The organism is Caballeronia humi, from assembly GCF_001544475.1.
Classification (GTDB): Bacteria; Pseudomonadota; Gammaproteobacteria; order Burkholderiales; family Burkholderiaceae; genus Caballeronia; species Caballeronia humi.
The window spans coordinates 317,440-340,266 of record NZ_FCNW02000003.1; the positions used below are offsets into that span (position 1 = coordinate 317,440).

Sequence of the window (22,827 nt, forward strand, 5' to 3'; positions counted from 1 at the left end):
AAATGGAAGAGCAGGGAACGCAACGGCCAATTCAACCGCGACGCAACAGGCTGTGGCTCGTGCTCGTTGTGGTGGTCGTGCTCGCGCTGATCGTGCAGGGCATCGTGTCGCGGCGTTCGGCGCATGCCGAGCTGGAGCGAGACGTCGATCGCTATAGCGTGCAGACCGTTGAAGTGATCGCGCCGACGCGCATGAAGGCCACGCAGGACCTGATCCTCGCGGGCGATATCCGCGCGTTCTCCGATGCACCGATCTTCGCGCGCACGAACGGCTATCTGAAGCGCTGGACCGTGGATATCGGTGAGCACGTGAAGAAGGGCCAGTTGCTCGCCGAAATCGATGCGCCCGAAACCAACGACCAGTTGCGCCAGGCGCGCGCCGACGAACAGACCGCGCGAGCGAACTACCTGCTCGCGAAGACGACGGCGGACCGCTGGGCGCAGATGCAGAAGAACAACTCGGTTTCCCGTCAGGAGACTGATGAAAAGAACGGCGACATGCTCGCCAAACAGGCCGCGCTCAACGCGTCGCAGGCGAACGTGTCGCGGCTCGCGCAGCTCGTGTCGTTCCAGAAGATCTACGCGCCGTTCGACGGCGTCGTCACGGCGCGCAATACGGATGTCGGCCAGTTGATCGACGCGGGCAGCGGCTCGGCCGGGCGCGAGCTGTTCCACATCCAGGACCCGACGACGTTGCGCGTGTTCGTCGACGTGCCGCAGGCGTATGCGCGGCTCGTGCGGGTCGGCTTGCCCGCCGAACTGCTGCTGACCGAGCAGGGCGAGCGCAAGTTCGAAGGCACGGTGGTGCGTACGGCGGGCGCCGTCGATCCGGTCGCGCGGACGATGCGCGTCGAGGTGCAAGTGAAGAACCCGGGCGGCGAACTGCTCGCGGGCGCGTATGCACAGGTTCGCTTCAAACTGACGAGCGCGAATCCGGGGCTGATGCTGCCGGGCAACGCGCTGCTGTTCCGGCCCGACGGCGTGCGCGCCGCGACCGTCGATGCGAACGGCCGCGTGAAGCTCCTGCCGGTCGTGCTCGGCACCGATTACGGCACGCGGGTGTCGATCGTATCGGGCCTGACCGGCGACGAGCGCGTGATCCTGAATCCGCCCGATTCGATCATCGACGGCACGGCGGTGCGCGTCGCCAAGAAGGACGGCAAGGCGCCGGAGGGCAAGGCGTCATGATCGCGATGCGCGCTTTGGCCGTGGCATCGGCTTTGAGTTTTGCACTGGCGGGGTGTGTCGTCGGGCCGGACTATGTGAGGCCTGACGTGAGTGTGCCGGCGGCATACAAGTCGCTGGATGCGCAGGCATCGAAAGACTGGAAGCCCGCCGAACCCGCTGACGCCAAAACGCGGGCGCCGTGGTGGGAAATCTACGGCGATCCGCAACTGAATGCCCTCGAAGAAAAGGTCGCGTCGGCGAACCAGACGGTCGCCGCCGCCGCTGCGCGCTTTCGCGGCGCGCAGGCGGCGGTTGCGCAGTCGCGCGCCGCGTATTTCCCGACCGTGACGGCGAACGCCGCGTTCAACCAGTCGCGGGCATCGGAGAATGTGCTGTACAAGTCGAGCGCGGGCGTGACGCTGCCCGACTACATGCTCAACGCGCAGATCACGTGGGAACCGGACTTGTGGGGACGCATCTCGCGCGCGGTCGAAGGCGGGCGCGCGGAAGCAGCGGCGAGCGCCGCCGACCTTCAAAGCGCGATCCTGTCGATGCAGGCCGAACTCGCGACCAACTATTTCGAATTGCGCGGCACGGTGGAGGAAGAGCGGCTGCTCGCCGAGACCTTGCAGACTTACCAGAAAGCGCTCGCGCTGACGAAGGACCGCTTCGCGGGCGGCATCGCGGCGGAGTCCGACGTCGCGCAGGCCGAGGAGCAACTGAAGTCGACGCAGGCGCAACTGATTGACCTCGAGACCACGAAAAGCCGCCTCATCAACGCGATCGCGATTCTGATCGGCGAGCCACCGTCGTCGTTCACGCTCGACGTTCCACCGCTCAACGCGGGCAACGTGCCGAACCCCGGCGCCGCGCTCGATGCGCTGCCGCCCGGCATCCCGTCGACGCTGCTCGAACGCCGCCCGGACATCGCGGCGGCGGAAAGACGCGTCGCGGAGGCGAATGCGCGCGTGGGTGTCGCGACGGCGGCGTTCTTTCCGAATTTGCTGCTCGCAGCGACGGGCGGCCTCGAAGCGACCAACTTCAGCTCGTGGCTGATGGCGCCGAGCCGCTTCTGGTCGCTTGGACCGCAACTCGCGTTCACCGTGCTCGACTTCGGCGGACGCGCGGCGGCCCGCGACGCGGCGCGCGCCGCCTACGACGAAAGCGTCGCGGACTATCGGCAGACGGTGCTCACGGCGTTCGGCCAGGTCGAGGACAACGTCACTGCGTTGCAGGTGCTGCGGCGGGCGCTGGATGCGCAGCGCGAAGCCGTCGATGCGGCACAGCGCGCGTTGAGCAAGGTGGGCAATCGCTATGAGAACGGCGCGATTACGTATTTGAGCGTCGTCGTGACGCAGGCGATCGTGCTCAACGACCAGCGCGCGGCGGTGAGCATCGAGCGCAGGCGGATGGCGGCGAGCGTTGCGCTCGTCAAGGCGCTGGGCGGAGGATGGACGGCGGGGGAGTTGCGGGTGTCGAAGGGGGACTGAGCTTCACACGCTCGCCACGCCTTTAGAACCTCCCCACCCGATAAGGCGCCGGATCGGTAAACGGCGTCTCTCCCGTCATCATTTCCGCGAGCAAGCGTCCGGTCACCGGCCCGAGCGTCAACCCATGATGCGCGTGCCCGAACGCGAACCACAATCCCGGATGCCGCTCCGCCGGCCCGATCACCGGCCGCATATCCGGCGTACAAGGCCGTAGCCCAAGCCAGGGTTTGTCATCGAGCCGCCGCCCGAGCCCGAACACCGGCCGTGCCGCGCGTTCCGCCAGATCGAGTTGCACCGGATTAGGCGGCCGGTCGCGTCCGGCGAGCTCGACACCCGTCGTCAGCCTGAGCCCGCGCCGCATCGGCGCAACGACATACCCGCCTTCGATGTCGACCACAGGCCGCAGCAGCGGCGCCTTCGCCGTGCTCGCGTAATGCATGTGATAACCGCGCTTTGCCATCAGCGGCACGCGATAGCCGAGCGGCCGCAGCACGCGGTCCGACCACGCCCCGAGCGCGACGACGGCCGCTTCGGCTTCGATCGGCCCATCGTCCGTCTGCACGCGCCACGCGGCGCCACGCTGTTCGAGCGTCGCCGCATCGCCGCGCACGATACGGCCGCCTTCGCGCTCGAATAGCCGCGCGTAACCCTTCGTCAGCGCGCCGGGGTCGGACACACTGCGCGGATCGGTCCAGTGGATCGCGCCCGCATAGCCGCCGTCAAGCGACGCCTCCACGCCACTCAACCCCGCACGATCGAGGATGCGCACATCCAGTCCGTGCGTCGTCGCGATGCGTTGCGCATCGAGCGCCTCGCGTTCGAATGCGTCGGCCGCGCGATACGCTTCGAGCCATCCCGTCGGCCGCACGAGATCGGCGAGGCCCGCGCGCTCGATGAACGCCTCGTGCTCCGCGACGCTGCGCCCGATGAGCGGCAGCATGTCGCGCGCGGCGGCCTGCAGACGGACGGGCGCGGACTCCCACCAGAAGCGCGCGAGCCAGCGCGCATATGAGGGCAGCGAGCGCACGTCATAGCGCAGCGCGGTCGAGCCGTTGCGCGCGTAGCGCAGCACGGTGCGCCAGTCGCGCGGAAACGCATACGGCACCACCGACGACGCCTCGATCAGCCCCGCGTTGCCAAAGCTCGTCTCCTCACCGGGCGCGCGCCGGTCGACGAGCACGACGTCGAATCCGCGCTGCCGCAGATGCAGCGCCACGCTCACGCCGACGATGCCCGCCCCGAGCACGATCACGTCCTTTGCCATATCGTCCTTTGCAAAAACAGCGTTACTTCGCAATGATGTCGCGTTTGAAGTATTTCTGCGACAACTGGCTGAGCGTGCCGTCCTTCTTCATCTCGTCGAGCGCGGCGGCTATCTTCGCCTTCAAAGCGGCGTCGTTCTTGCGCAAGCCGAAGCCCGTGCCTTCGCCGAGCGTCGAAGGATCGGAGACGGGCGGGCCCGCGAAATCGAAGTCGCGGCCCTCGGGTTTCGCGAGAAAGCCGTCGATGGCGGTCTGCACTTCCTGCACGCCGCCGTCGAGCCGCCCGGCGCTAAGGTCCGCGAAAATCTGGTCCTGGCTCTGGTACGTCACGATCTGCACGCCTTCCTTCGCCCAGTGCTTGCGCACGAAATCCTCCTGCGTCGAGCCCTGCAACACGCCGACCGACTTGCCCTTGAGACTCGCGGTAGTCGGCTGAAGGTTCGAGCCGCGCTTGGCCACGAGCTGGATCGGCATCACGTAGATGGGCGGCGTGAAATCGATGGCTTGCTTTCGCTTGTCCGTGATGTTCATCGCCGAGTTGATCACGTCGAACTTGCGCGCCTGGAGCGCCGGAATCAGACCGTCGAAACTGTTCTCGACCCACACGCATTTCATCTTGATGCGCTGGCAGACCGCGTTGCCGATGTCGATGTCGAAGCCCTCAAGTTGCCCCGACGGCGTCTTGCTCTCGAACGGCGGATACGCCGCCTCGACGCCGAATCGCAGGGCTTGCTGAGTGTCGGCGTGCGCCGCGCCGAGCGTGATGGCGAAGCTCGCCGCGCCCGCGAAGCAGATCGTTTTCCAGTTCATCGTTGTCACCGTGTCGTATGTTGTAAGTGCGCTTTCCGATCATTGCGGCGCGGGTCACGAAGGACGAGGCCGCCAACGCAATATAGACTAAAAATAAAATAAAAGTCTAGAATGGACGAAAATGTCTATCAATCGGAAGGAGGCTCGAAATGAACGAATCGCTTAATCGGGGCGCTGCGGCGCCGATCGTCGTTGGTGAGGAAGGGGTGCGCGCGGCGCTTCCCGGGCTCGATGTGCGCGGCGCGCTGGAACGCATGTTCGGCGCGCTCGCGCGCGGCGCAGCGATCCAGCCGCCGCAGACGCTCACGCTGTTTCCGCAAGACGCGGGCGACTTCATCACGTATCTCGGCGTGCTCGCCGAAGAGAACGTGTTCGGCGCGAAGCTCTCGCCGTACATCGCGGTGCCGGGCGCCCCGGTGATCACCGCGTGGACGGCGCTGATGTCGATGCGAAGCGGCCAGCCGCTGATGTGGTGCGACGCCGCGCTGCTCACGACCGAACGCACGGCGGGCACGACTGCGCTTGCGGTGGACTATCTGGCGAAGAAGGACAGCACGCGGCTGGCGGTGATCGGCTCGGGCGCGGTGGCGCTCGCGCATCTGCGGCATGTCGCGCCGTTCAGAGCGTGGGAGACCATCCGCGTGTATTCGCCGAGTCTTGCAAACGATGCCGCGCGTCAGGGCGATATCCGCGCGATCGATCCACGCGTCAGCATCGCAAGGACGAGCGCCGAGTGCGTGCGCGATGCCGATGTCGTGATGTTATGCACATCGTCGGGGACCCCTGTTCTCGATCTGGGCGATCTGGCGAAGCCCGCGCTGATCACGTCGGTGAGCACAAACGTCGCGCGGGCGCACGAAGTCGATCCGGCGGCGTTGCCTTCGTTCGACGTGTATTGCGACTATCGACGCACAACGCCGTCGAGTGCTGGCGAGATGGTCATCGCGAGCCAGACCGGCTGGTCGCCCGATGCGATCCGCGGCGATCTCGCGGAACTCGTGGGCGGGACGTGCGGCGCGCCGTCGTACGAGCGGCACGCGTTCTTCCGGTCGATCGGGCTCGGGCTGGAGGATGTCGCAGTTGCGCATGCGTTGTATCTGCAGTTGCGCGGAGCAGCATAGAATTGCCTCCTTTGTTAAGCAAAGGAGGAACAGCACAGATGACGCATTCACCCGTTCGCCGCGCGTGGCTGGCCGCGGCTGTATCGATACCGTTCGCGAGCGCCTGCATGTCGTCGCCGGCCGATGGCTCGGCCGCGTCACGGCTGAAGGCGCTCGAAAGCGCTTCGAAGGGACACCTCGGCGTATCCGCGCTGAACACCGCCGACGGCGCCCGCATCGAGTATCGCGCGGACGAGCGCTTTCCGTTCTGCAGCACGTTCAAGGTAGTGCTGTCGTCGGCGATCCTCACGCGCAGCGCGCGCGACGAGGGCCTGCTCGCGCGGCGCATTCGCTACGGGCAAAGCGACATCATCGCGAATTCGCCGGTCACGGGCAAACACGTCGCCGATGGCATGACGGTCGGCGAACTATGCGCCGCCGCGCTTCAGTACAGCGACAACGCGGCGGCGAACCTGCTGATCCGTTTGCTCGGCGTCGCCCGCGGATGTCACGGCGTATGCGCGCTCCATCGGCGACACCGAGTTCCGGCTCGACCGCATGGAAACCGAACTCAACACGGCGATCCCCGGCGACCCGCGCGACACGACGACGCCCGCCGCGATGGCGCTCACGTTACAGCGGCTCGCGCTGGGTAACGCGCTCGGCATCGCGCAAAGAGACCAACTGCAAACGTGGATGCGCGCCAACACGACCGGCGACAAGCGCATCCGCGCCGGTGTTCCGCGCGACTGGCAAGTCGCGGACAAGACCGGCACGGGCGACTACGGCACGTCGAACGATATCGCCGTGCTGTGGCCGCCGGCCAGGCCGCCGATCGTCCTCGTGATCTACTTCACGCAGCGCGAGCAGGACGCGAAAGCACGCGACGACGTGCTCGCGTCGGCGGCCAGGATCGTCGCGGAGAAGTTCGGCCAGGCCCGTGTCACAGGAGAATGAGCGCCGCGCCGCACAGCACGAGCGCGGCGCTCCATACGAGATCGATGTTGATCCACCCCGTGCGCAGAAAGCCCAGCCCGCCCGCGCGGTCGTAGACGATCATCGAGATCGCGCCGATCACCGCGAGCATCGCGAGCGTATGGATGCCGAGCACGAGCGCGGCGGGCGGCAGCGTCTTCGCGGTCGCTGAGAAGCCGGCGGCCGGTCCCGCCGCCGCGCACAGCGGCAGCAGCACCGGAATCAGCATGAACCCGGCGCCGTGCGCGCTCGACATCACGAACGACCACACCGCGAGCCCCGCCAGCCCCGTGCGCATCCCGACCGCCGGTTTCCCGCGATGCCCGCGCACCGCGCTCCACACGCCCCAGCCGATCAGCAACGCGCCGCACGCGCGATTCAGATACGCGTGATCGATCAGCGAGCCGAGCGTGAGCGCGCCCGCGAGCACGAGCGCAACCGACGCCGCGTGCCCGATCGCGATCGGCACGAGCGAGATCAGCACGACGCGCCGGCTGTGCGCGTAGAGCCCGAGCGCGACGGCGAAGAGCCAGCCCATCGCCGGATTGATGCCGTGGAAAGCGCCGAGGCCGGCGGCGCTGAGCCACATCGTGGTGGAACCGGGCTCCATCAAAAAGCGCCTACGGGTAGCAATACGAATCGGACGAGCAGTCTCCGCCCTGCAGCCGGATCTGATGCGGACGGCGTCCCTTCGGCCAGTCGATGAAGAAGTTCTTGTCGGCGGACAGGCCGCCCGACGGATCGGCGTCGAGCTTGACCATCCAGCCGTCGATGCCATCCGGGTAGAACTGGTCGTCGATCGCGCCGTAGAGTGAGTTCGTGAAATAGACGCGCCGGCCGTCGCGGCTCACTTCGACCATCTGCGGGCCGCCGTTCAACTTGCCGTTCGTGGCACCCGGATGCGTCTCCCGCGACACGATCCCGCCGATACGCACCTTGCCCGTCAGCTTCGGCGCGAACGGGTCGGAGACGTCGTATTGCAGCAGGTCGCCCGTGCCCCAGCACGACACGTAGAGGAAGCGGTCGTCCATCGAGAGATCGATGTCGGAGACGAGCGGGGGCACCGCGCCGAAGCCCTTGAGCATCGGCGGGAGCACGGAGGCATCGGCTGGCTCGGCGGGAATGTCGATGATCTTCTTGACGGCCCATTTGTCGCCATCGCGATACCACGTCCAGATCGACGACGACAGATCCTTCAGGCTGATCACGCAATTGACGAAGCCGTAGGGCTTGGTCGGATCGTGCGCGGGGCGCAATTCGAAGACGAGCTGATATTCGTCTCCGAAGTCGATTTCCTGCAGGTGCTTGCGGCGCGTCATGTCCCAGAAGTGGAGCTTGCGGCCGTATTTCCCGCCAAGCAGGATTTCGGGGACGAGGCCGTTCTCGAACGTGTCGGGCGTGCCCCATTCGCTCGTGACGACCGTGTCGTAGCCGAGATGCCACCAGCCGTCGTAGGCGAGCTGCTGCGGGCCGCGCTCCACCTCCCAGCGGCCGAGCGGATCGAAGCTCTGTTGATCGAGCAGCGCGATGCCGCCCGGCGCTTTGCCTTCGGCATTGCCGAGCGCGGTCACGTAGATGCCGCCCGGCCCGCAGTGGATGGTGTGCGGGCGCGTATAGCCGGTCTTCTCGGCGAATTCTTCCGGCTCGATCGTCTTGACGATGCTCAGGTTGCGCGGGTCCGGCTTCGTATCGACGATATGGATGCGCGACGAGCGCAGCCCCGGCACGATCAGATAGCGCCGCTCCATATGCGGATGCGGCGCGTTCGGGCACAGGCACGACGAGCACGCGTTCCAGCCGAAGTGATGCAGTTCGTCGCCGGTATTGGGCATCGCCAGCTGGCTGACGATTTGCGTGTAAGTCGGCGATTGCGGATCGACGTCGACGACCGCGAGCGCGTCGGGTTGCTTCCTCTCGGGATCGAATGTTGCGACGTAGGCGAGTTGTTCGGGCGGTGCCTGGGCCGCGAGTCGGGGTGAGGGGTAGAAGCTGGGGTCCGGTCTCCATGTCGCCATGTTCGTTCTCCGCTCTGAGTGGTCTCTGCACTATAGGACACACACGCGGATGACGTTGCGCTCAGCGCAAGGATTCTGTCAGGACGCCGGATGTGCCATTGCAGCGTGCCAACGCAACAAATAGCGCTTGACCCAGGGTGATTTAAGCAATTCAATCATCGCGATCGGGTACAGCAACGAGACGCATCGACATGTTCACCTACGTAGGCGGTTTTGTCCTGCTGGCCGCAATCCTGCATGCGACGTGGAATGCCATGCTGCACGGCAACCGCGACCGCTTCCTCTCGATGACGTGGATGAGCACCTGCACGGGCCTCGTCTCGGTCATCGCGATCCCTTTCCTGCCGATGCCCGCCGCGCCCGCGTTTCCGTACATCATCGCGTCGGGGCTCGTGCATATCGTCTACAGCGTCAGCCTCGTCTATGCGTACCGCAGCGGCGATCTCGGCGAAACGTATCCCATTGCGCGCGGCTCGTCACCCTTGCTCGTCGCGCTCGGCGCCTTGCTTTTCGCGCGCGAGCACCTTGGCCTCCTGCCGATGGCGGGCATCCTGCTTGTCTCCTGCGGCATCGTTTCGCTTGCGCTCGAACGTGGACGCGTCTCCACGAAAGGCGCGGCGGCCGCGTTCCTCACCGGCGCGACGATCGCGGTCTACACGGTGATCGACGGCATGGGCGTGCGCGTCGCGGGATCGGCTGCTGGCTATACGGCGTGGATGTTCGCGTTTTTCTTGCTGATGCCGCTGGTTTTCATCTCCGTGCGCGGCGTCGCGGCGCTCTGGACGCCGCTCGCCGACATCGGGCGGTCGGCGGGTGGCGGAATGGTGTCGATCGCGGCGTACGGCATCGTCATCTGGGCGATGCAGTTCGGTTCGATGGGTGCCGTGTCCGCCCTGCGGGAGACGAGCGTCGTGTTCGCGGCGCTGATCGGGCGGATGTTTCTCAACGAGCGGCTGACCTTTCGGCGCATCACTGCGTGCTGCGTGATTGCGGCCGGCGCGATTTGTCTAGGCGCCTGAGGTGCGGCTGGTGATTATCCGTGGCTCACCTACAATGTAAGCATGGCCCTGACCTCGGAGGAGGCTGCCATGACTGAGCCGATGATCAGCTTGATAGTTGGGATCGTGGTGGTGCTCTGCATCGCCGTCGTGCTGGTGACGCGTCGCCGCGCAGAACACAGGGGAGAGCCGCATGCCACGAACGCGCGCTGGCTCGACACCCATCCACTGCGCGACTGGATGAAGCACAAGCACTAGCAACCCGGTGGTACTCACTCGGCCGCGCGACGCGGCCCGCCGCCGGCCCTGCGCGCCGGCGGTTTTGTTTTCCGCGGGCGATTTCGTATCAGGCGCGAATGTCAGCGCTTCGGTCCCTTCATGGCTTCAGCTTCCATCGCGGCGTGCCATTCCTCGCTGGCCTCGATCGGGTCCATCGCTTCGTCGATGAAGGCGGACGCGCGCTCCGAGGCCGCGCGGGTTTCGTCGTCGGAGTCGTCGGCGGCGAGGTCGTCGTCGCCGGGCGGTTCGAGCATGTCGCGCAGCATCTCGCGCAATTCCGGCGTGTCCCACGGCTCGCCGTGCTGCTTTTTCTTCTTGATGTAGTGGCGGACTTCGGCATCCTGTTCTTCGGTCAGGGGAAGCCCGCGGAAGGTGCGGTTGGCGTCGATATCGGGCATGGTGTTCCTCCTGGTGATTCGCCACCCAGTGTAGACCTGTTGCCGCGCCGTTTGTAGGGCGGCCGCCCGAGCCGCGCGCCGCCTAGCTGAGCGGGGGAAGCCGGCGCGCGACCGGCGTCGATTTGACGATCGCCGTGCTCGTTTCCGCGCGCTCCGTGATTTTCGAGAGGATCGCGTCGAGCTGTTCGATCGAGCGCAGATAGAGGCGGCAGATGAAGCAATCGTCGCCGGTCACCTTGTCGCATTCGACGAATTCCGGGATGCGGCGGATTTCTTCTTCCACCAGATGCAACTGCCCGGGCAGCGGTTTCACGCGCACGATCGCCTGCAGCGTGTAGCCGAGCGCGCGAGGCGCGATGCGCACCTCGAAGCCTTCGATCACGCCCTGCGCTTCGAGCCGCCGCATGCGCTCTGCGGTGCTCGGCGCGGAGAGGCCAACGCGCCGCGCGAGTTCCGTGATGGCGATGCGGCCGTCGTCTGCGAGGATGGAAAGCATCTCGCGGTCGATGTCGTCGAGGCCTTGTTGCGATGTGAGGTTTTTCGACATGGTGAGCTTCTTTCGAAAGGCAAATCCGCCGATACGCCTAATTTTATGCATGGTTTGGCGCGTTCGTCGCCGATAAACTTGTTCTCATCAAAACCTCGACATCAACGCCAATCATGCACACCGATGAAACGCGCCGTGGCGCGATTGAAATGAGCCTCGCAATGCTGATGTCGGGCACGATCGGCTGGCTCGTCGTCTCTTCGGGGCAGACGCCGTTCAACGTCGTGTTCTTCCGCTGCGTGTTCGGTGGCGCGACGCTCTTTGCCGCCTGCGCCGTGCTCGGCATGCTGCGGCGCCGGTTCTTCTCGTGGCGCATGCTGCTCTTGGTCGCGCTCGGCAGCGTCGCGATCGTCGGCAACTGGCTGCTGCTGTTCGCGGCCTATTCGCGCGCGTCGATCTCGATGGCGACGACCGTCTACAACACGCAGCCGTTCATGCTCGTCGCGCTCGGCGTGCTCGTGCTGCGCGAGCGCGTCTCGATATCGACGATCGCGTGGCTCGGCATCGCGTTTGCCGGGCTCGTGATGGTGGTGCGCGTCGAGCCCGCCGTGCTGGCGATGCCCGGGCAGTATCTCGAAGGCATCGGCTACGCGCTCGGCGCGGCATTCCTGTACGCGATCTCGTCGATCGTGACGAAGCGCCTTAAGGGCACGCCGCCGCATCTGATCGCGCTCTTGCACGTTTCGCTCGGCGTCATCATGCTCAGTCCCTTCGTGCGCTTCGACCAGTTGCCGGTGGTGGCGTCCGGGTGGATCGAACTCGTCGTGCTCGGCGTCGTGAACACGGGGCTCATGTACGTTCTGCTCTACGGCGCGATCCAGAAGCTGCCGACCGCAATGACCGGCGCACTGTCGTTCATCTATCCGGTGGTGGCGATCGTCGTCGACTGGATCGCGTTCGGGCAGCGGCTCGCGTGGTTGCAGGTCGCGGGCGCGGCGTTGATTTTGCTCGCGGCGGCCGGTGTCAACCTCGGCTGGCGCATCGTGCCGGCGCGGCGCGCGGCGGCGAACTGAACGCGCGATGCCCGCAATGCTCGGTTAGAATGGCGCGCTTTGCTTAAAACGCGGGGCGCTTCCATGTGGTTCAAGAACCTTCAGCTTCATCGTCTTCCGGCTCACTGGGCCGTCACTCCCGCGCAGATCGAAACATGGCTCGCGCCGCATGCGTTCGCGCCGGGGAACACTGTCGAGATGCAGGCGCACGGCTGGGCCTCGCCGCGCGATGACGGCGCACTCGTCTATTCGACCAACCGGCAGATGCTGCTTGTTTATCGCGCGGAGAAGAAGCTGCTGCCAGCGTCGGTGGTCAATCAGGTGACGAAGGCGCGCGCCGCCGAACTCGAAGAGCAGCAGGGCTTCAAACCCGGCCGCAAGCAGTTGCGCGAGTTGAAGGAGCAGGTCACCGACGAACTGTTGCCGCGCGCGTTCAGCATTCGCCGCGATACGCGCGTGTGGATCGATCCGGTGAACGGCTGGCTCGTGATCGACGTTGCATCGCCGACCGTCGCCGATGAGGTGCGCAGCCTCCTCGTGAAATCGATCGACCGGCTGCCGCTCGCGAGCGTGCGCGTGACGCGCTCGCCGGTCTCGGCGATGACGGAATGGCTGCTGTCGGGCGATGCGCCGAGCGGCTTCTCGCTCGATCAGGACACGGAACTGCGCTCGACGGGCGAGGGCAACGCGACGGTGCGCTACGTCGGCCACGCGCTCGACGCCGACGACATGCGGCGCCATATCGAAGGCGGCAAGCAGTGCATGCGGCTTGCGATGACGTGGAACGACCGCGTGTCGTTCGTGCTGACGCCGTCGCTGACGATCAAGCGCGTGAGTCCGCTCGACGTGCTGAAGGAAGCGGCCGATCCGACCGCGCAGAACGACGAGGAACGCTTTGAATCGGATTTCGTGCTGATGACGGCGGAATTGGGGCGGCTTTTTGTCGATCTCGCCGATGCATTGGGCGGGGAAGCGGAGAGCGTCGTGGAGCAGGCGGCGTAAGACGCCCTTTGGGATCGGTGCGATCGCCCCGCGCCTTTCACCCGCCGCGTTGCGCGAACGCAAACCCATCCTTTCCGTTGCGCTTGACCTCGTACATCGTTTCATCGGCCGCTGCAACGAGCCGCCAGTAGTCGTCGACGCGATCCGGGAAACTCGCGATCCCGATGCTCGCGCGCACGAGCCCGAGCCCCATCTGTTCGTCGGTCTGCGCGACGCAGTTGATCAGCCGCTGCGCGATCGCGGCGAGTTCCGAGTCCGTCTCGAAGCGCGCGACGAGTACGGCGAACTCGTCGCCGCCGATCCGCGCGACCACATCCCCGTTCCTCACCGACTGCCTGAACCTCCGCGACACCGCGATCAGAAACTCGTCGCCGATGCGGTGCCCGAGCGTATCGTTCACGCGCTTGAAGCCGTCGAGGTCGATGTAGAGCACGGCGATCTTGTGCCCCGTTTCCGGCGATGCCGCCGCTGTCGCTTCCAGCGCCGCGAACAGGCGCCGCCGGTTCGGCAGGCCCGTCATCGCGTCGTGGAGCGCGGCGTGCTCGAATTCGTGCGAAATGCCGGCGAGTTGCCGGTTGCGCTTCGCGTACATGCCGAGCGCGGTGACGAGCACGCCGAACATGATCGCTGAAAGCAGGATCAACGTATCCGCGACGCGCGAAATGCGCTCGCGCATGGCGCCGCTCACGCTTTCACGCTGCGCGCGCCAGTAGGATGCGGTCGAATCGAGCGACGCGCTCGCGGTGGTGAGGCTGGCGGTGGGTAACAACGAGTCTTTGGGAAGCGGCGGCGCCGGCTGCGGGCTGGCGTTCACGAGGGCATCGAGGGTGGCGAGGCGCGCGGAGAGGTCGATGCGGGCGCGGCGGTAGGCATCCGTGGCAGGCGGGGCCGAGAGGGTGGTCGCGGCATCGCGGGCGCTTTCCGCGCGATCAACGGCTTCCAGCACGAGACCGATGTATTCCTGCTGCAATTGCGCCGAGAAAATCGACCGGACCTGAACGGCCACGAACAGCAGGCCGATCAACAGGCAAAGAAGGGCGGCGCCCGCCATCGGTGCCGGTCCCGGCAGCCGTGGCATGAAACGCAGTGCCGGCCGGCCTTCAGGGACGGGAATATTCGTCTCGCTGGCTTCCGTTGACATTCTGTCGATAGCTCACGCGGTGGAAAAATGAACCCATGCGGGCGAACAGGCTCTCGTTCGGCTTGGCGCGTGGCGTCGGGTGGCGATGGTTTTGCGCGGTGTTTTGAGTTGTCTGGGCGCGGCTCGCCTTCGACTGCGCCGTTTGCTGCGCGCGGTTCGCGGCGGCGGCCGGTGTGCCCGCGCGGCCCGGCGCGGCGGGCAAGACGAGTGGAGCGGTCGTGGGAGGCGTGTCTGCGCTGGCGAGCGTGATCGGGGCGGCCGGGGTGGCGGCTTCGGCAGCGGCCGGCGTGTCGCCGCGCGGTGCGTCGACGGTTCCGTACGAAGCCTGCGCCAGCGTCGCCTGCGACATGCCGAGCGTCGTGCGCGCGCTCGAAAGCGCTTCGACGTAAGCGGTCTGCTCGTGATCGAACCAGACGCGATACGCAACCGTCCCCGCGACGCCCACCGCAAGCGCACTCGCCGACACGATCCACAGCGCAAGGCGCCCGAAACGCGGCGGCGGCGGCACGGGCAGGGCATTGTCTGAATAATCGATGTCGGCGGCGTCCAGCAGACCTCTGCCGGAGGTCGGCGGCATGTCGTGTCGTGTCATGGCAGCGTCTCCGAAACGGTTCGTCAGACGTCGATGCGCCGAGGGCGTCTGGGCACAGACACGCTTTCACGGCAAAGCGGAACCATTCCGGACTCGTCTGACAGAATCCGATGTGAGCTTATTCAACTGATTTTAACGAGAAAGTGGCGCCTGTAATGCATATTCCGTCAACCGGGCGCGCAGTTGGGCGAAGTGCACAGCGGGTATCCCTTGATGGACGGACGTCACGGCTCGTCAAATCGTCCGCGCAACGTGGTGGATTAGACGCTTTCAGCACAAATTAAGCGCAAACTTCGTTCCCGACCAAGCAACGCTGAACGAAGCGCGCCGCTTGTCAATGCGCCTTCCGTCCCGCGATCACGAGCGCGACGCCCCCAAGAATGGCCGCCGAACCGACCAAGAGCCGCACCGTCAACGGTTCCCCTAGCAGCACGATTCCGCCAGCCGCCGTGATCACCGGCACGCTCAACTGCACCGACGCCGCACTCGACGCCTTCAGTTGTTTTAACGCCGCGTACCACACGATATAACCCGCGCCCGACGTCACCGCGCCTGACACGATCGCATACGCCAGCCCGGCACCATCGAGCGAAACACTGCCGATCGTCGCAACGCTCAGCGCAACCGCGAACGGCACGGCGCGCAGGAAGTTGCCGGCGGTCGTCGCGACGGGATCGACGGCACTGCGTCCTCGCAGCGAGTAGACGCCCCATGCGGCGCCCGCGCCGAGCATCAGCATCGATGCACCGACCGGCGTCGACAGCGCGGAGACCGCCCTCGGCAGCACGAGCCACACGAGCCCTGCCAGCGCGATCAGCAGCCCCATCCACTGCCGCACGCGCATTCGCTCGCCGTGGACGACGCCGTAGCCGATCATCGTCGCCTGGACGGCGCCGAAAAGCAGCAGCGCGCCGGTTCCAGCCGCGAGGCGCACGTAAGCCAGGGAAAATCCTGCCGCGTACACGAACAGCGCAAGCGCCGACGCCCAGTTGCCGCCGAGTCCGCCGCCAACGCCGCGCGTGCGGCGGATCAGCCACAACACGAGGGCCGCCGACACGATCCGCACGAGCGTAAACGTCGACGGATCGATGGCCGTGCCCTTGAGCGCCAGCCGGCAGAGCAGCGAATTGCCCGCGAAAGCGAACATCGCGATGGTGGTCAGCAGGGCGGTTCGCGTGCGCGGCATGAGCGTCGCGGCCGGGGAGGGCGGCGAGATGGAAGGGGACGTTTCCAATGTAGGTCGGCGACGCGAACGCCGGTGGATTTCCTGGCCGGTCAACCCGTATGAAACGGCTCCGGCTCGGCTTCATCGACCGCCGTGCCGAAGCGCTCGAATTCCGAGATGACTTGCGCGCCAAAGAGCAGCAGCGTCGCGAGCGCTTCGAGACTGAACAGCACGACGATCGACGTCGTGAGCGACCCGTAGACGACGCTCACCTGCGAGAGCGTCGCGAAGTACCAGACAAGCACGTGCCGCGTGATTTCCCACAAGAGCGCCGCCGTGACGCCGCCGATGAGTGCATGCCGCAGCGACGGCCGCCCGACCGGCATCACGAGATAGATCGACGTCAGGACGAAAATCTCGCCCGCGAGGCCGAGCAGGTAGAGCAGCGCGCGTGAAAATCCTTTCAGCGACACATATTCGCCGAAAAGGTCGATGCTGCTGTCGCCCATCGCCTGCAGGCCGTTCGAGACGATCGTCACGATCAGCATGCCGATGCCGAGACACAGGATGTAGCAGTAAGGGAGCAGCGCGGAGAGCAGGAAATGCCGACGCCGGATCGCGACGCGATGCACGAAGATCACCGACATCGCGTTTTCCAGCACGGTAAACGCGAGCGAACTGAAGAAAATCATCGTAACCAGCAAAAGCCAGCCGATGACCGCACGATGCGCGAGGAAATTAGACAATTCGCGAACGACCGCACGCGCCTGCCCTGGCACGAGCCATTCGAGGAGACGCGCGAGGTTATCGAGCAGCGTCTGTTGCCCGACGACGTTCGAGAGCGCGATTACGATCAGGATAAGGAGCGGGACGATCGAGAGCAGCGCGTAATAGGCGACCGCGCCCGCGAGCAGCATGCCTTGATTGGCGCGGAACGCCTTCAGCGTCTGCAGCACGAAAGCGCCGGGATGGCTCGCGATGTTCTGAACGTTCGGACCCAGAATCTTCCACACGACTTTCACATGAGACCTCCGCCGGGCCGAAGGCCGGCAGGGCGGCCGTCATCGGCGCCGCGCGGGATTCGCGCGGCATTCGGACAATATTGGCCTCTTGCAGCAATTTCTGCACCAGCGGGTGCGCGTAGCGGTCAGTTCCGGCGAGCTTCGTCGGGGACCAGATCCTTCTGCGCTGCGACGTCGAGCGCCATGTTCCAGAATGCGTCGACTTCGCTCGGCGCGAGGTCGACGGCATCGATGCCGCGCAGGCGGCAAATCAGTGCGAGCGTCTCGCCAGCGGCGGCGAAGGCGTCGTGCATATCCCGAGAGGTGACACGTTTCTTTTTCATGTCAGGATTATCGGCAGGGCGCGGGCAGACTTGAGTCGACCGGGCCGCTCATTGCAGCCACTTGCGCACGTCTTCCTCCCACGCGGGCTGGCCGCAGCCGGGCGGATTCTCCGGGCCGAGCACCGTGATGTAACCCTTCGTCTTCATGCACGCCTCGTAAGCGCGGACCTGCGTGCAGCGCCCCGCGCCGGCGCTCTTCGCGGCTTGCTTGCAGCCGTCCATCGTGCGGTCCATGTCAGTGAAATCGGCGTTGTCGCTGGCGAGACTCGATGGTGGCGCGCCGCCGCCCAGCGATAACTCGACCGGACCGGTCTGCGTGCACGCGCTCAGGAGAACGGTGACGGCGGCGATCAGGAGGGCGGTCGGTTTCATCGTCGGGTTCCTTGGATGTGGGTCACTGCTTATTATGAGATGCTTTCTCGCGCGGCGGCCTGCGAAGTCCTGAAGAACAATCACCCGGAGTCTGCGATGAAAACGTCGGTGCTCTTCTGCGTGTGCGCGTCGATCGTGCTCTCGTGCGGGGCGCCCGCCGCCAACGCCGAGCAGGTTTCGCTCAGGCAGAGCATGGTATGCGGGAAGCAATCGGCGCGGCCCGACCGCAACGCGGCGGCGCTGAAGGAAAACGTCGTCGAAGGGAGAAACGGGCCGATCGCCTATTACCGCTTCGGGCGCGGCACGCCGGTCGTGTTGATCACGGGCTACCGCGCGAGCATCGCCGAGTGGAACGCGTACTTCCTTGGCGAACTTGCGCGCCATCACGAAGTGATTGTTTTTGACAATCGCGGTGTGGGGCGCTCGGCGGGCGTCGCGGGGCGCTACGGCGTCAATTACGGCATCCCCGACATGGCCGACGATGCCGCCGATCTCATCGCCGCACTCGACCTTCGGCGTTTGACGATCGTCGGCTGGTCGATGGGCGGGATGATCGCGCAGCAACTCGTCACGATGCCCGATCGCCGTTTCGACCGCCTCGTGCTGCTCTCGACCGCGCCGCCTGGCGCGCACGCGGTGCCGCTCGCGGCCGAAACCGACAAGGTGCTGTCGGGCGGCGGCGGACCGGACGCCTTTGCGAACGTCATGGGCGTGCTGTTCCCGTCGAACGCGACGAGCGACGCGGTGCGCTGCTTCGTCGGCGACATGTTCGCGCCGCCCGGCTACGAGGAGACACGAATCCCCGACGACGTCACCGCGCAGCAGCATCGCGCGATGGAGCGCTGGTTTGCTGACGACGAAGCCGCCACGGCGCTCAGGCGTGTGCGGCTGCCGACGCTGATCATTGCGGGCGCCGACGACGAAGTCCTCGCCGACGCCAACGCAGTCGCGCTGAACCGGCTGATCGCGGGTTCGAGGCTGCGCATCGTCGATGACGCCGGGCATGCGCTGATGTTCCAGTATCCGCGACAGCTCGGCCGGATGATCGACGCGTTCATCGGGCCGTGAGCCGCTCCGCTTACTGTTTCATTTTGCCGGTCGCTTTCCCGGCAGCCGCATCCGACGCCCCTTCCGGCGACATGCCTTTTTCGCGCTGCTGCATCAGCGTGCCGCCGCCCGCGCTGTTTGCACCCGCATCGGCCTTGCCCGCTTGGGCGCCCGGCTGCGGCGACGGCGGGGTTTTCGCGTCGTTCTGGGCGAAGACGCTGGTGCTCGCGGCGAGGACGAGGGCGCCGAGAAGGATCGGGATATGTTTCATGACTGTCTCCATGTTGTGGGTTCGTAAGCTTGCTTCAGCATCAGTCGTGCCGCGCCGCACATCGACGGCGACTGACATTCCCGGCAAGGTTTGCTAGCGTATGTTCCGTCCCCTCTCCGCGCGATTCAAATGGACCTTTTGAGCCGGCTTCTGTCGCTTATGACCGTCAGCGGACGACTCGACGTGCGCTGTCACTTCGGCGCTCCGTGGGAGATCACGCACGGCGTCGCGGGCGTGCGCGAGATTCACTATCACATCCTCCTGTCGGGCGAGGCGGTGCTCGAAGACGCCGACGGCGCGCCGCAACCACTGATCGCCGGCGATATCGTGATGTTTCCGGGCGGCGGCGCCCATCGTCTGCACGATGGCAGCGGCAAGCCACCCGTTCCGGTCGTCAAGCGCCCCGGCCCCGCGTTCGAGATCGCAGGCAACGGCGCATCGGGCGACGCTGCTGATCTCCTCTGCGGCCGGTTTCTCCTCGGCGCCATGCCGGACCGATTGCTGCGCGACCATTTGCCGGGGCGGCTCGTCGTGAGGAGCGCGGCGGCGGATTCGTCGGAACCCGCGAGTGGCTCGCGGCTCGCCCGGCTGATCGGCCTGATGCGCGAAGAAGCCACCGACGAAGGGCCGGGCAGCGAATCCCTGGTCGGCCATCTGTCGGCGGCGCTGTTTGCGCTGACGCTGCGCTTCGCGAGCGAGGGATCGCAGCCGCCGCACGGATTGCTCGCGCTCGCCGCGCGTCCTCGTCTGCAGGCGGCGCTCTCGGCGATGTTCGAGCGGCCCGGCGAGCCGTGGACGCTCGATCAGTTCGCCGCGCTCTGCAACATGTCGAGGGCGACCTTCGTGCGGCAATTCCAGGACGCGATCGGCCGCTCGGCCACCGACGTGCTGACCGAAGTCCGCATGACGATGGCGGGCCGCGCGCTTGTGGAGACGAGCGCGCCGGTGGCGGAAATCGGCGAATCGGTGGGGTATCAGTCGGACGCGGCTTTTCAGCGGGTTTTCAAGCGGCAGACGGGCGTGACGCCGGCGCGGTGGCGGGCATCGGGCGGCCGGGAGGTGGGAGGGGAGGAGTGCGCTGTGGGATGAGCCCCGCGCGCGCAAATAATCTTTTGTTGCAAACGACATTGATCGACGCGCTCGCCGTGCCTAGGATTTTCCCTATGACGCGCCGCTTGTACGGCGCAGGGAGCGAACATGCTGAAAGTTTTGCTGGAAATGCTGGTAGCCATCGCGGCGATCGCAATGTATCTGCTGCCCGCGATCCTCGCCGACCGCACAAAACGCCGGTCGGTGTTGCTGCTGGCGCTGTTCAACTTGCTGTTCGGGTGGACGGTCGTCGGGTGGTTTGCCGCGCTTTACTGGGCGTTCCATCCCGATAGCGCGCGACGGCTCGGGCGTGTCGCGAAGAAAAATCGTCAGGCGGCCGCGCGCCATACGGTTGATGCGATCGTTTCCCGCGCGCAGGCGCGTGGGGCGCGTCGCGCGGGGATCGAATTTGTACACGGGGGCGTCCGCGGCGGTTCGGAGTAGTCGACCTCTGTCCTGTGCGCGAAGCGCTGTTCCGAGGCTGTGGCGGGGACCACAACGCATGAGCATTCGCATTGTCCAGCTTGGAACGGAGCGCGCAGCCGACGAAGGACTGCGCGTCGGCACCGTGCGGCGGCCGCCGCGCGGCGTGCCGAAGGCCGAATTCGGCACGCGCAATTATTACGACGTATGGCTGCCGATTCTCGCGCCGAGCGCCGAGTTGATGCCGCAGGGACGCAACGCCGCCGACGATGCCGAATGGTCCGCGTTCGAGCGCAAATACCGCGCGGAGATGAACGCGGGCGATGCGAGCAAGGTGCTGGACCTGCTAGCCGCGCTTTCGGCGGCGTCGAACTTTTCGGTCGGCTGCTATTGCGAGGATGAACGCCGTTGTCATCGCGGGATCTTGCGGCGGTTGTTGAGCGATCGCGGGGCGGTGATCGTTTGATGGGTTTGACCGACGAACAGTCGAGGTGGTGGCGCGACATTAAACGGGATGCGCTACAACGACCTGAGAGCGATCATTGTAGTTAACCACCAAATAAAAAATTGATAATTTATCTTATGTTAAATTATCAAAGTGGATGTAGCTATCAAAGGCACCCATCCGAACGACCGCGTCACCCCATCTCCCGCGCACGCCCAAGCAAGAAATCCCGCTCCCTGGAATTCCGCGTCATCCCGGCCGCGCGCTCGAACTCCTCGCGTGCCTCCTCACGCCGCCCGAGCTTCGCGAGCAGATCTGCGCGCACGCTCGGCAGCCAGTGATAGCTCGTGAGCTTCGCCTCGGCCCCGAGCGCATCGACGATATCGAGCGCCGCCTGCGGCCCAAACGCCATCCCGACCGCGACCGCCCGATTCAGCTCGACGACCGGCGACGGCGCCACCTGCGCCAACGCGTCATAGAGCGCGACGATCATCGGCCAGTCGGTGGCCTCGGCGCTCGGCGCGCGCGCGTGACACGCCGCGAGCGCCCCCTGCAACGCGTACGCGCCGCGCGCGCCACCGAGCGCTTCCGAGCGCCGCAGCGCTGCCAGCCCGCGCCGGATCAGCAGCGGATCCCAGCGACTGCGGTCCTGATCGGGCAGCAGGATCGGCCGCCCTTGCCCGTCGACGCGCGCCCGCATCCTCGACGCCTGAATCTCCATCAGCGCGACGAGCCCGTGCACTTCGCTTTCTTCGGGCGCGAGCTCGGCGAGAATCCGCCCGAGCCGCAGCGCGTCCTCGCACAACGCCGGACGCAGCAGATCGTCGCCGGCGGTAGCCGAATAGCCTTCGTTGAAAATCAGGTAGATCACTTCGAGCACCGATGACAGCCGCGCTGCGCGCGCATCGGCCTTCGGCACCTCGAACGGCACGCGCGCCGCCGACAGCGTGCGCTTCGCCCGCACGATACGTTGCGCGATCGTCGGCTCAGCTACCAGAAACGCGCGTGCGATTTCATCGGTGGTGAGTCCGCCGATCAGCCGCAGCGTCAGCGCGACGCGCGCATCGATCGACAGCACCGGATGGCACGCCGTGAATACGAGCCGCAGCAAATCATCGCCGATGTCGTCCTCGCGCGCGGCATCCAGCGAATCGACGAAATCGGGCACGACGTGCTTCTCCAGCGCGTCGAGTTCGCGCCCGAGCTCTTCGTGCTTGCGGGCGTGGAGCGCCTCCTGTCGCAGGCGGTCGAACGCGCGGTTCTTCGCTGTCGTCATGAGCCACGCTCCCGGGTTGTCGGGCACGCCTGCCTCGCTCCAGCGCTCGAGTGCCGCGACGAGCGCGTCCTGCGCGAACTCCTCGGCGAGCGCGACGTCACGCACGATCCACGCGACGCCCGCGATCACCTTCGCTGACTCGATACGCCACACCGCTTCGATCGCGCGGTGCGTCGCCTGGTTTGCCGCGTCGCTGCTCACGCCGCTTCCGGAGCCATGTGCACGAGTTCCCAGGTATGGCCGTCAACGTCCTCGAAGGCGTGGGCGTACATGAAGCCATGATCCTGCGGCTCGCGCGGCGCGATGCCGCCCGCCGCGATCGCCTTCGCGACGAGATCGTCGACTTCAGCGCGGCTCTCGCACGACAGGCACACGAGTACTTCGATACTGCGCTTCGCATCGACGATTTCTTTCGACGTGAACGTCCTGAAAAAGTCCTCGACGAGCAGCATCGCGTAAATGTTCTCGCCGATGACGAGGCACGCCGCCTGATCGTTGGTGAACGCCGGATTGAACGACAGGCCGAGCGCCTTGAAGAACGTCATCGACTTCCTGAGATCACTGACCGGCAGATTCACGAAGATTTGCTTATGCATTTTTTGGTCTCGGATGGGTGTTATTTGAACG

Annotated in this window: 26 protein-coding genes and 1 pseudogene; 12 read left to right on the forward strand and 15 right to left on the reverse strand. The window is 65.9% G+C overall.

What is annotated here, in order from left to right; genetic code table 11:
• Nucleotides 1-2: 2 nt before the first annotated feature.
• Together AWB65_RS06090 and AWB65_RS06095 are read left to right on the forward strand one after the other, a co-directional pair.
• Nucleotides 3-1,187, forward strand: a complete 1,185-nt coding sequence (locus AWB65_RS06090) for an efflux RND transporter periplasmic adaptor subunit (RefSeq protein WP_087666271.1) — start codon at nucleotides 3-5, stop codon at nucleotides 1,185-1,187.
• Nucleotides 1,184-2,656: an efflux transporter outer membrane subunit gene (locus AWB65_RS06095; RefSeq protein ID WP_087666272.1), complete on the forward strand. Its 1,473-nt coding sequence runs from the start codon at nucleotides 1,184-1,186 to the stop codon at nucleotides 2,654-2,656. The genes AWB65_RS06090 and AWB65_RS06095 overlap by 4 nt, the downstream gene beginning before the upstream one ends.
• Nucleotides 2,657-2,678: 22 nt before the next feature.
• Here the strand turns inward: AWB65_RS06095 and AWB65_RS06100 are convergent, their stop codons facing one another.
• A complete protein-coding gene (locus AWB65_RS06100) occupies nucleotides 2,679-3,920 on the reverse strand; it encodes an NAD(P)/FAD-dependent oxidoreductase (RefSeq protein ID WP_087666273.1) in 1,242 nt (413 codons plus the stop codon).
• Nucleotides 3,921-3,942: 22 nt separating this feature from the next.
• Nucleotides 3,943-4,728, reverse strand: coding sequence for an ABC transporter substrate-binding protein (locus AWB65_RS06105; protein WP_087666274.1), 786 nt, complete (start codon nucleotides 4,726-4,728; stop codon nucleotides 3,943-3,945).
• A 149-nt stretch (nucleotides 4,729-4,877) separates the two neighbouring features.
• Here AWB65_RS06105 and AWB65_RS06110 point away from each other — a divergent pair, with 149 nt between their 5' ends.
• A complete protein-coding gene (locus tag AWB65_RS06110) occupies nucleotides 4,878-5,849 on the forward strand; it encodes an ornithine cyclodeaminase family protein (RefSeq protein WP_087666275.1) in 972 nt (323 codons plus the stop codon).
• A gap of 38 nt (nucleotides 5,850-5,887) precedes the next feature.
• A pseudogene (gene bla, locus AWB65_RS06115) lies at nucleotides 5,888-6,785 on the forward strand (class A beta-lactamase).
• Here the strand turns inward: bla and AWB65_RS06120 are convergent.
• The gene (locus tag AWB65_RS06120) at nucleotides 6,772-7,413 is read right to left on the reverse strand and encodes a hypothetical protein (protein WP_087666276.1); all 642 of its coding nucleotides are present in this window, start codon (nucleotides 7,411-7,413) and stop codon (nucleotides 6,772-6,774) included. The pseudogene bla and the gene AWB65_RS06120 sit on opposite strands and share 14 nt — an antisense overlap.
• A 10-nt stretch (nucleotides 7,414-7,423) precedes the next feature.
• Nucleotides 7,424-8,818 carry a selenium-binding family protein gene (locus tag AWB65_RS06125; protein ID WP_087666277.1) on the reverse strand — a complete coding sequence of 465 codons (1,395 nt, stop codon included), beginning with the start codon at nucleotides 8,816-8,818 and terminating at the stop codon, nucleotides 7,424-7,426.
• A 191-nt stretch (nucleotides 8,819-9,009) separates the two neighbouring features.
• Between AWB65_RS06125 and AWB65_RS06130 the strand changes: the two genes are divergently transcribed.
• A complete protein-coding gene (locus AWB65_RS06130) occupies nucleotides 9,010-9,837 on the forward strand; it encodes an EamA family transporter (protein ID WP_087666278.1) in 828 nt (275 codons plus the stop codon).
• Between the two features lie 69 nt (nucleotides 9,838-9,906).
• Nucleotides 9,907-10,074: a hypothetical protein gene (locus AWB65_RS36640; RefSeq protein ID WP_200821666.1), complete on the forward strand. Its 168-nt coding sequence runs from the start codon at nucleotides 9,907-9,909 to the stop codon at nucleotides 10,072-10,074.
• Nucleotides 10,075-10,175: 101 nt separating this feature from the next.
• On the opposite strand, the gene AWB65_RS06135 is transcribed toward AWB65_RS36640, so the two are convergent.
• Complete coding sequence (locus AWB65_RS06135) at nucleotides 10,176-10,493, reverse strand: hypothetical protein (RefSeq protein WP_087655964.1); 318 nt, start codon at nucleotides 10,491-10,493, stop codon at nucleotides 10,176-10,178.
• Between the two features lie 82 nt (nucleotides 10,494-10,575).
• The gene (locus AWB65_RS06140; RefSeq protein ID WP_087666279.1) at nucleotides 10,576-11,040 is read right to left on the reverse strand and encodes an Lrp/AsnC family transcriptional regulator; all 465 of its coding nucleotides are present in this window, start codon (nucleotides 11,038-11,040) and stop codon (nucleotides 10,576-10,578) included.
• Nucleotides 11,041-11,153: 113 nt separating this feature from the next.
• On the opposite strand from AWB65_RS06140, the gene AWB65_RS06145 reads away from it, so the two are divergent.
• Both AWB65_RS06145 and AWB65_RS06150 read left to right on the forward strand, forming a co-directional pair.
• The gene (locus AWB65_RS06145; protein WP_087666280.1) at nucleotides 11,154-12,053 is read left to right on the forward strand and encodes a DMT family transporter; all 900 of its coding nucleotides are present in this window, start codon (nucleotides 11,154-11,156) and stop codon (nucleotides 12,051-12,053) included.
• Between the two features lie 63 nt (nucleotides 12,054-12,116).
• Nucleotides 12,117-13,034, forward strand: a complete 918-nt coding sequence (locus AWB65_RS06150; RefSeq protein WP_087666281.1) for a recombination-associated protein RdgC — start codon at nucleotides 12,117-12,119, stop codon at nucleotides 13,032-13,034.
• 37 nt (nucleotides 13,035-13,071) lie between these two features.
• On the opposite strand, the gene AWB65_RS06155 is transcribed toward AWB65_RS06150, so the two are convergent.
• The 6 genes from AWB65_RS06155 to AWB65_RS06175 form a co-directional block, all read right to left on the reverse strand.
• Complete coding sequence (locus AWB65_RS06155) at nucleotides 13,072-14,175, reverse strand: GGDEF domain-containing protein (protein ID WP_200821667.1); 1,104 nt, start codon at nucleotides 14,173-14,175, stop codon at nucleotides 13,072-13,074.
• Nucleotides 14,135-14,767 carry a hypothetical protein gene (locus tag AWB65_RS06160; RefSeq protein WP_125474073.1) on the reverse strand — a complete coding sequence of 211 codons (633 nt, stop codon included), beginning with the start codon at nucleotides 14,765-14,767 and terminating at the stop codon, nucleotides 14,135-14,137. The genes AWB65_RS06155 and AWB65_RS06160 overlap by 41 nt, the downstream gene beginning before the upstream one ends.
• 334 nt (nucleotides 14,768-15,101) lie before the next feature.
• Complete coding sequence (locus AWB65_RS06165; RefSeq protein WP_087666284.1) at nucleotides 15,102-15,953, reverse strand: DMT family transporter; 852 nt, start codon at nucleotides 15,951-15,953, stop codon at nucleotides 15,102-15,104.
• 89 nt (nucleotides 15,954-16,042) lie between these two features.
• Nucleotides 16,043-16,945, reverse strand: coding sequence for a YihY/virulence factor BrkB family protein (locus AWB65_RS06170; RefSeq protein WP_087666329.1), 903 nt, complete (start codon nucleotides 16,943-16,945; stop codon nucleotides 16,043-16,045).
• A 134-nt stretch (nucleotides 16,946-17,079) separates the two neighbouring features.
• Nucleotides 17,080-17,277: a hypothetical protein gene (locus AWB65_RS35435; protein WP_125474074.1), complete on the reverse strand. Its 198-nt coding sequence runs from the start codon at nucleotides 17,275-17,277 to the stop codon at nucleotides 17,080-17,082.
• Between the two features lie 48 nt (nucleotides 17,278-17,325).
• Nucleotides 17,326-17,649: a hypothetical protein gene (locus AWB65_RS06175; RefSeq protein ID WP_087666285.1), complete on the reverse strand. Its 324-nt coding sequence runs from the start codon at nucleotides 17,647-17,649 to the stop codon at nucleotides 17,326-17,328.
• Nucleotides 17,650-17,745: 96 nt separating this feature from the next.
• Here AWB65_RS06175 and AWB65_RS06180 point away from each other — a divergent pair, with 96 nt between their 5' ends.
• Nucleotides 17,746-18,717: an alpha/beta fold hydrolase gene (locus tag AWB65_RS06180; protein ID WP_087666330.1), complete on the forward strand. Its 972-nt coding sequence runs from the start codon at nucleotides 17,746-17,748 to the stop codon at nucleotides 18,715-18,717.
• A 10-nt stretch (nucleotides 18,718-18,727) separates the two neighbouring features.
• Here AWB65_RS06180 and AWB65_RS06185 read toward each other — a convergent pair whose 3' ends face one another.
• Complete coding sequence (locus tag AWB65_RS06185; RefSeq protein ID WP_087666286.1) at nucleotides 18,728-18,967, reverse strand: hypothetical protein; 240 nt, start codon at nucleotides 18,965-18,967, stop codon at nucleotides 18,728-18,730.
• A gap of 129 nt (nucleotides 18,968-19,096) precedes the next feature.
• On the opposite strand from AWB65_RS06185, the gene AWB65_RS06190 reads away from it, so the two are divergent.
• The 3 genes from AWB65_RS06190 (at nucleotide 19,097) to AWB65_RS06200 (ending at nucleotide 20,945) form a co-directional block, all read left to right on the forward strand.
• Nucleotides 19,097-20,056 carry an AraC family transcriptional regulator gene (locus AWB65_RS06190; protein WP_087666287.1) on the forward strand — a complete coding sequence of 320 codons (960 nt, stop codon included), beginning with the start codon at nucleotides 19,097-19,099 and terminating at the stop codon, nucleotides 20,054-20,056.
• 108 nt (nucleotides 20,057-20,164) lie between these two features.
• The gene (locus AWB65_RS06195) at nucleotides 20,165-20,500 is read left to right on the forward strand and encodes a superinfection immunity protein (RefSeq protein ID WP_087666288.1); all 336 of its coding nucleotides are present in this window, start codon (nucleotides 20,165-20,167) and stop codon (nucleotides 20,498-20,500) included.
• 58 nt (nucleotides 20,501-20,558) lie between these two features.
• Nucleotides 20,559-20,945, forward strand: coding sequence for a DUF488 domain-containing protein (locus tag AWB65_RS06200; protein WP_087666289.1), 387 nt, complete (start codon nucleotides 20,559-20,561; stop codon nucleotides 20,943-20,945).
• A gap of 172 nt (nucleotides 20,946-21,117) precedes the next feature.
• On the opposite strand, the gene AWB65_RS06205 is transcribed toward AWB65_RS06200, so the two are convergent.
• Complete coding sequence (locus AWB65_RS06205) at nucleotides 21,118-22,401, reverse strand: RNA polymerase sigma factor (RefSeq protein WP_087666290.1); 1,284 nt, start codon at nucleotides 22,399-22,401, stop codon at nucleotides 21,118-21,120.
• The gene (locus tag AWB65_RS06210; RefSeq protein ID WP_087666291.1) at nucleotides 22,398-22,796 is read right to left on the reverse strand and encodes a VOC family protein; all 399 of its coding nucleotides are present in this window, start codon (nucleotides 22,794-22,796) and stop codon (nucleotides 22,398-22,400) included. The genes AWB65_RS06205 and AWB65_RS06210 overlap by 4 nt, the downstream gene beginning before the upstream one ends.
• Between the last annotated feature and the right edge of the window lie 31 nt (nucleotides 22,797-22,827).

What these genes read in the sequence shown, in the direction of transcription:
- AWB65_RS06180 (WP_087666330.1), top strand. Translation starts at nt 17,746, where the DNA reads ATGAAAACGTCGGTGCTCTTCTGCGTGTGCGCGTCGATCGTGCTCTCG.
- AWB65_RS06100 (WP_087666273.1), bottom strand. Translation starts at nt 3,920, where the DNA reads ATGGCAAAGGACGTGATCGTGCTCGGGGCGGGCATCGTCGGCGTGAGC.
- AWB65_RS06130 (WP_087666278.1), top strand. Translation starts at nt 9,010, where the DNA reads ATGTTCACCTACGTAGGCGGTTTTGTCCTGCTGGCCGCAATCCTGCAT.
- AWB65_RS06155 (WP_200821667.1), bottom strand. Translation starts at nt 14,175, where the DNA reads ATGTCAACGGAAGCCAGCGAGACGAATATTCCCGTCCCTGAAGGCCGG.
- AWB65_RS36640 (WP_200821666.1), top strand. Translation starts at nt 9,907, where the DNA reads ATGACTGAGCCGATGATCAGCTTGATAGTTGGGATCGTGGTGGTGCTC.
- AWB65_RS06200 (WP_087666289.1), top strand. Translation starts at nt 20,559, where the DNA reads ATGAGCATTCGCATTGTCCAGCTTGGAACGGAGCGCGCAGCCGACGAA.
- AWB65_RS35435 (WP_125474074.1), bottom strand. Translation starts at nt 17,277, where the DNA reads ATGAAAAAGAAACGTGTCACCTCTCGGGATATGCACGACGCCTTCGCC.
- AWB65_RS06125 (WP_087666277.1), bottom strand. Translation starts at nt 8,818, where the DNA reads ATGGCGACATGGAGACCGGACCCCAGCTTCTACCCCTCACCCCGACTC.
- AWB65_RS06140 (WP_087666279.1), bottom strand. Translation starts at nt 11,040, where the DNA reads ATGTCGAAAAACCTCACATCGCAACAAGGCCTCGACGACATCGACCGC.
- AWB65_RS06190 (WP_087666287.1), top strand. Translation starts at nt 19,097, where the DNA reads ATGGACCTTTTGAGCCGGCTTCTGTCGCTTATGACCGTCAGCGGACGA.
- AWB65_RS06210 (WP_087666291.1), bottom strand. Translation starts at nt 22,796, where the DNA reads ATGCATAAGCAAATCTTCGTGAATCTGCCGGTCAGTGATCTCAGGAAG.
- AWB65_RS06095 (WP_087666272.1), top strand. Translation starts at nt 1,184, where the DNA reads ATGATCGCGATGCGCGCTTTGGCCGTGGCATCGGCTTTGAGTTTTGCA.
- AWB65_RS06110 (WP_087666275.1), top strand. Translation starts at nt 4,878, where the DNA reads ATGAACGAATCGCTTAATCGGGGCGCTGCGGCGCCGATCGTCGTTGGT.
- AWB65_RS06195 (WP_087666288.1), top strand. Translation starts at nt 20,165, where the DNA reads ATGCTGAAAGTTTTGCTGGAAATGCTGGTAGCCATCGCGGCGATCGCA.
- AWB65_RS06145 (WP_087666280.1), top strand. Translation starts at nt 11,154, where the DNA reads ATGCACACCGATGAAACGCGCCGTGGCGCGATTGAAATGAGCCTCGCA.
- AWB65_RS06165 (WP_087666284.1), bottom strand. Translation starts at nt 15,953, where the DNA reads ATGCCGCGCACGCGAACCGCCCTGCTGACCACCATCGCGATGTTCGCT.
- AWB65_RS06120 (WP_087666276.1), bottom strand. Translation starts at nt 7,413, where the DNA reads ATGGAGCCCGGTTCCACCACGATGTGGCTCAGCGCCGCCGGCCTCGGC.
- AWB65_RS06135 (WP_087655964.1), bottom strand. Translation starts at nt 10,493, where the DNA reads ATGCCCGATATCGACGCCAACCGCACCTTCCGCGGGCTTCCCCTGACC.
- AWB65_RS06160 (WP_125474073.1), bottom strand. Translation starts at nt 14,767, where the DNA reads ATGACACGACACGACATGCCGCCGACCTCCGGCAGAGGTCTGCTGGAC.
- AWB65_RS06150 (WP_087666281.1), top strand. Translation starts at nt 12,117, where the DNA reads ATGTGGTTCAAGAACCTTCAGCTTCATCGTCTTCCGGCTCACTGGGCC.
- AWB65_RS06175 (WP_087666285.1), bottom strand. Translation starts at nt 17,649, where the DNA reads ATGAAACCGACCGCCCTCCTGATCGCCGCCGTCACCGTTCTCCTGAGC.
- AWB65_RS06185 (WP_087666286.1), bottom strand. Translation starts at nt 18,967, where the DNA reads ATGAAACATATCCCGATCCTTCTCGGCGCCCTCGTCCTCGCCGCGAGC.
- AWB65_RS06090 (WP_087666271.1), top strand. Translation starts at nt 3, where the DNA reads ATGGAAGAGCAGGGAACGCAACGGCCAATTCAACCGCGACGCAACAGG.
- AWB65_RS06105 (WP_087666274.1), bottom strand. Translation starts at nt 4,728, where the DNA reads ATGAACTGGAAAACGATCTGCTTCGCGGGCGCGGCGAGCTTCGCCATC.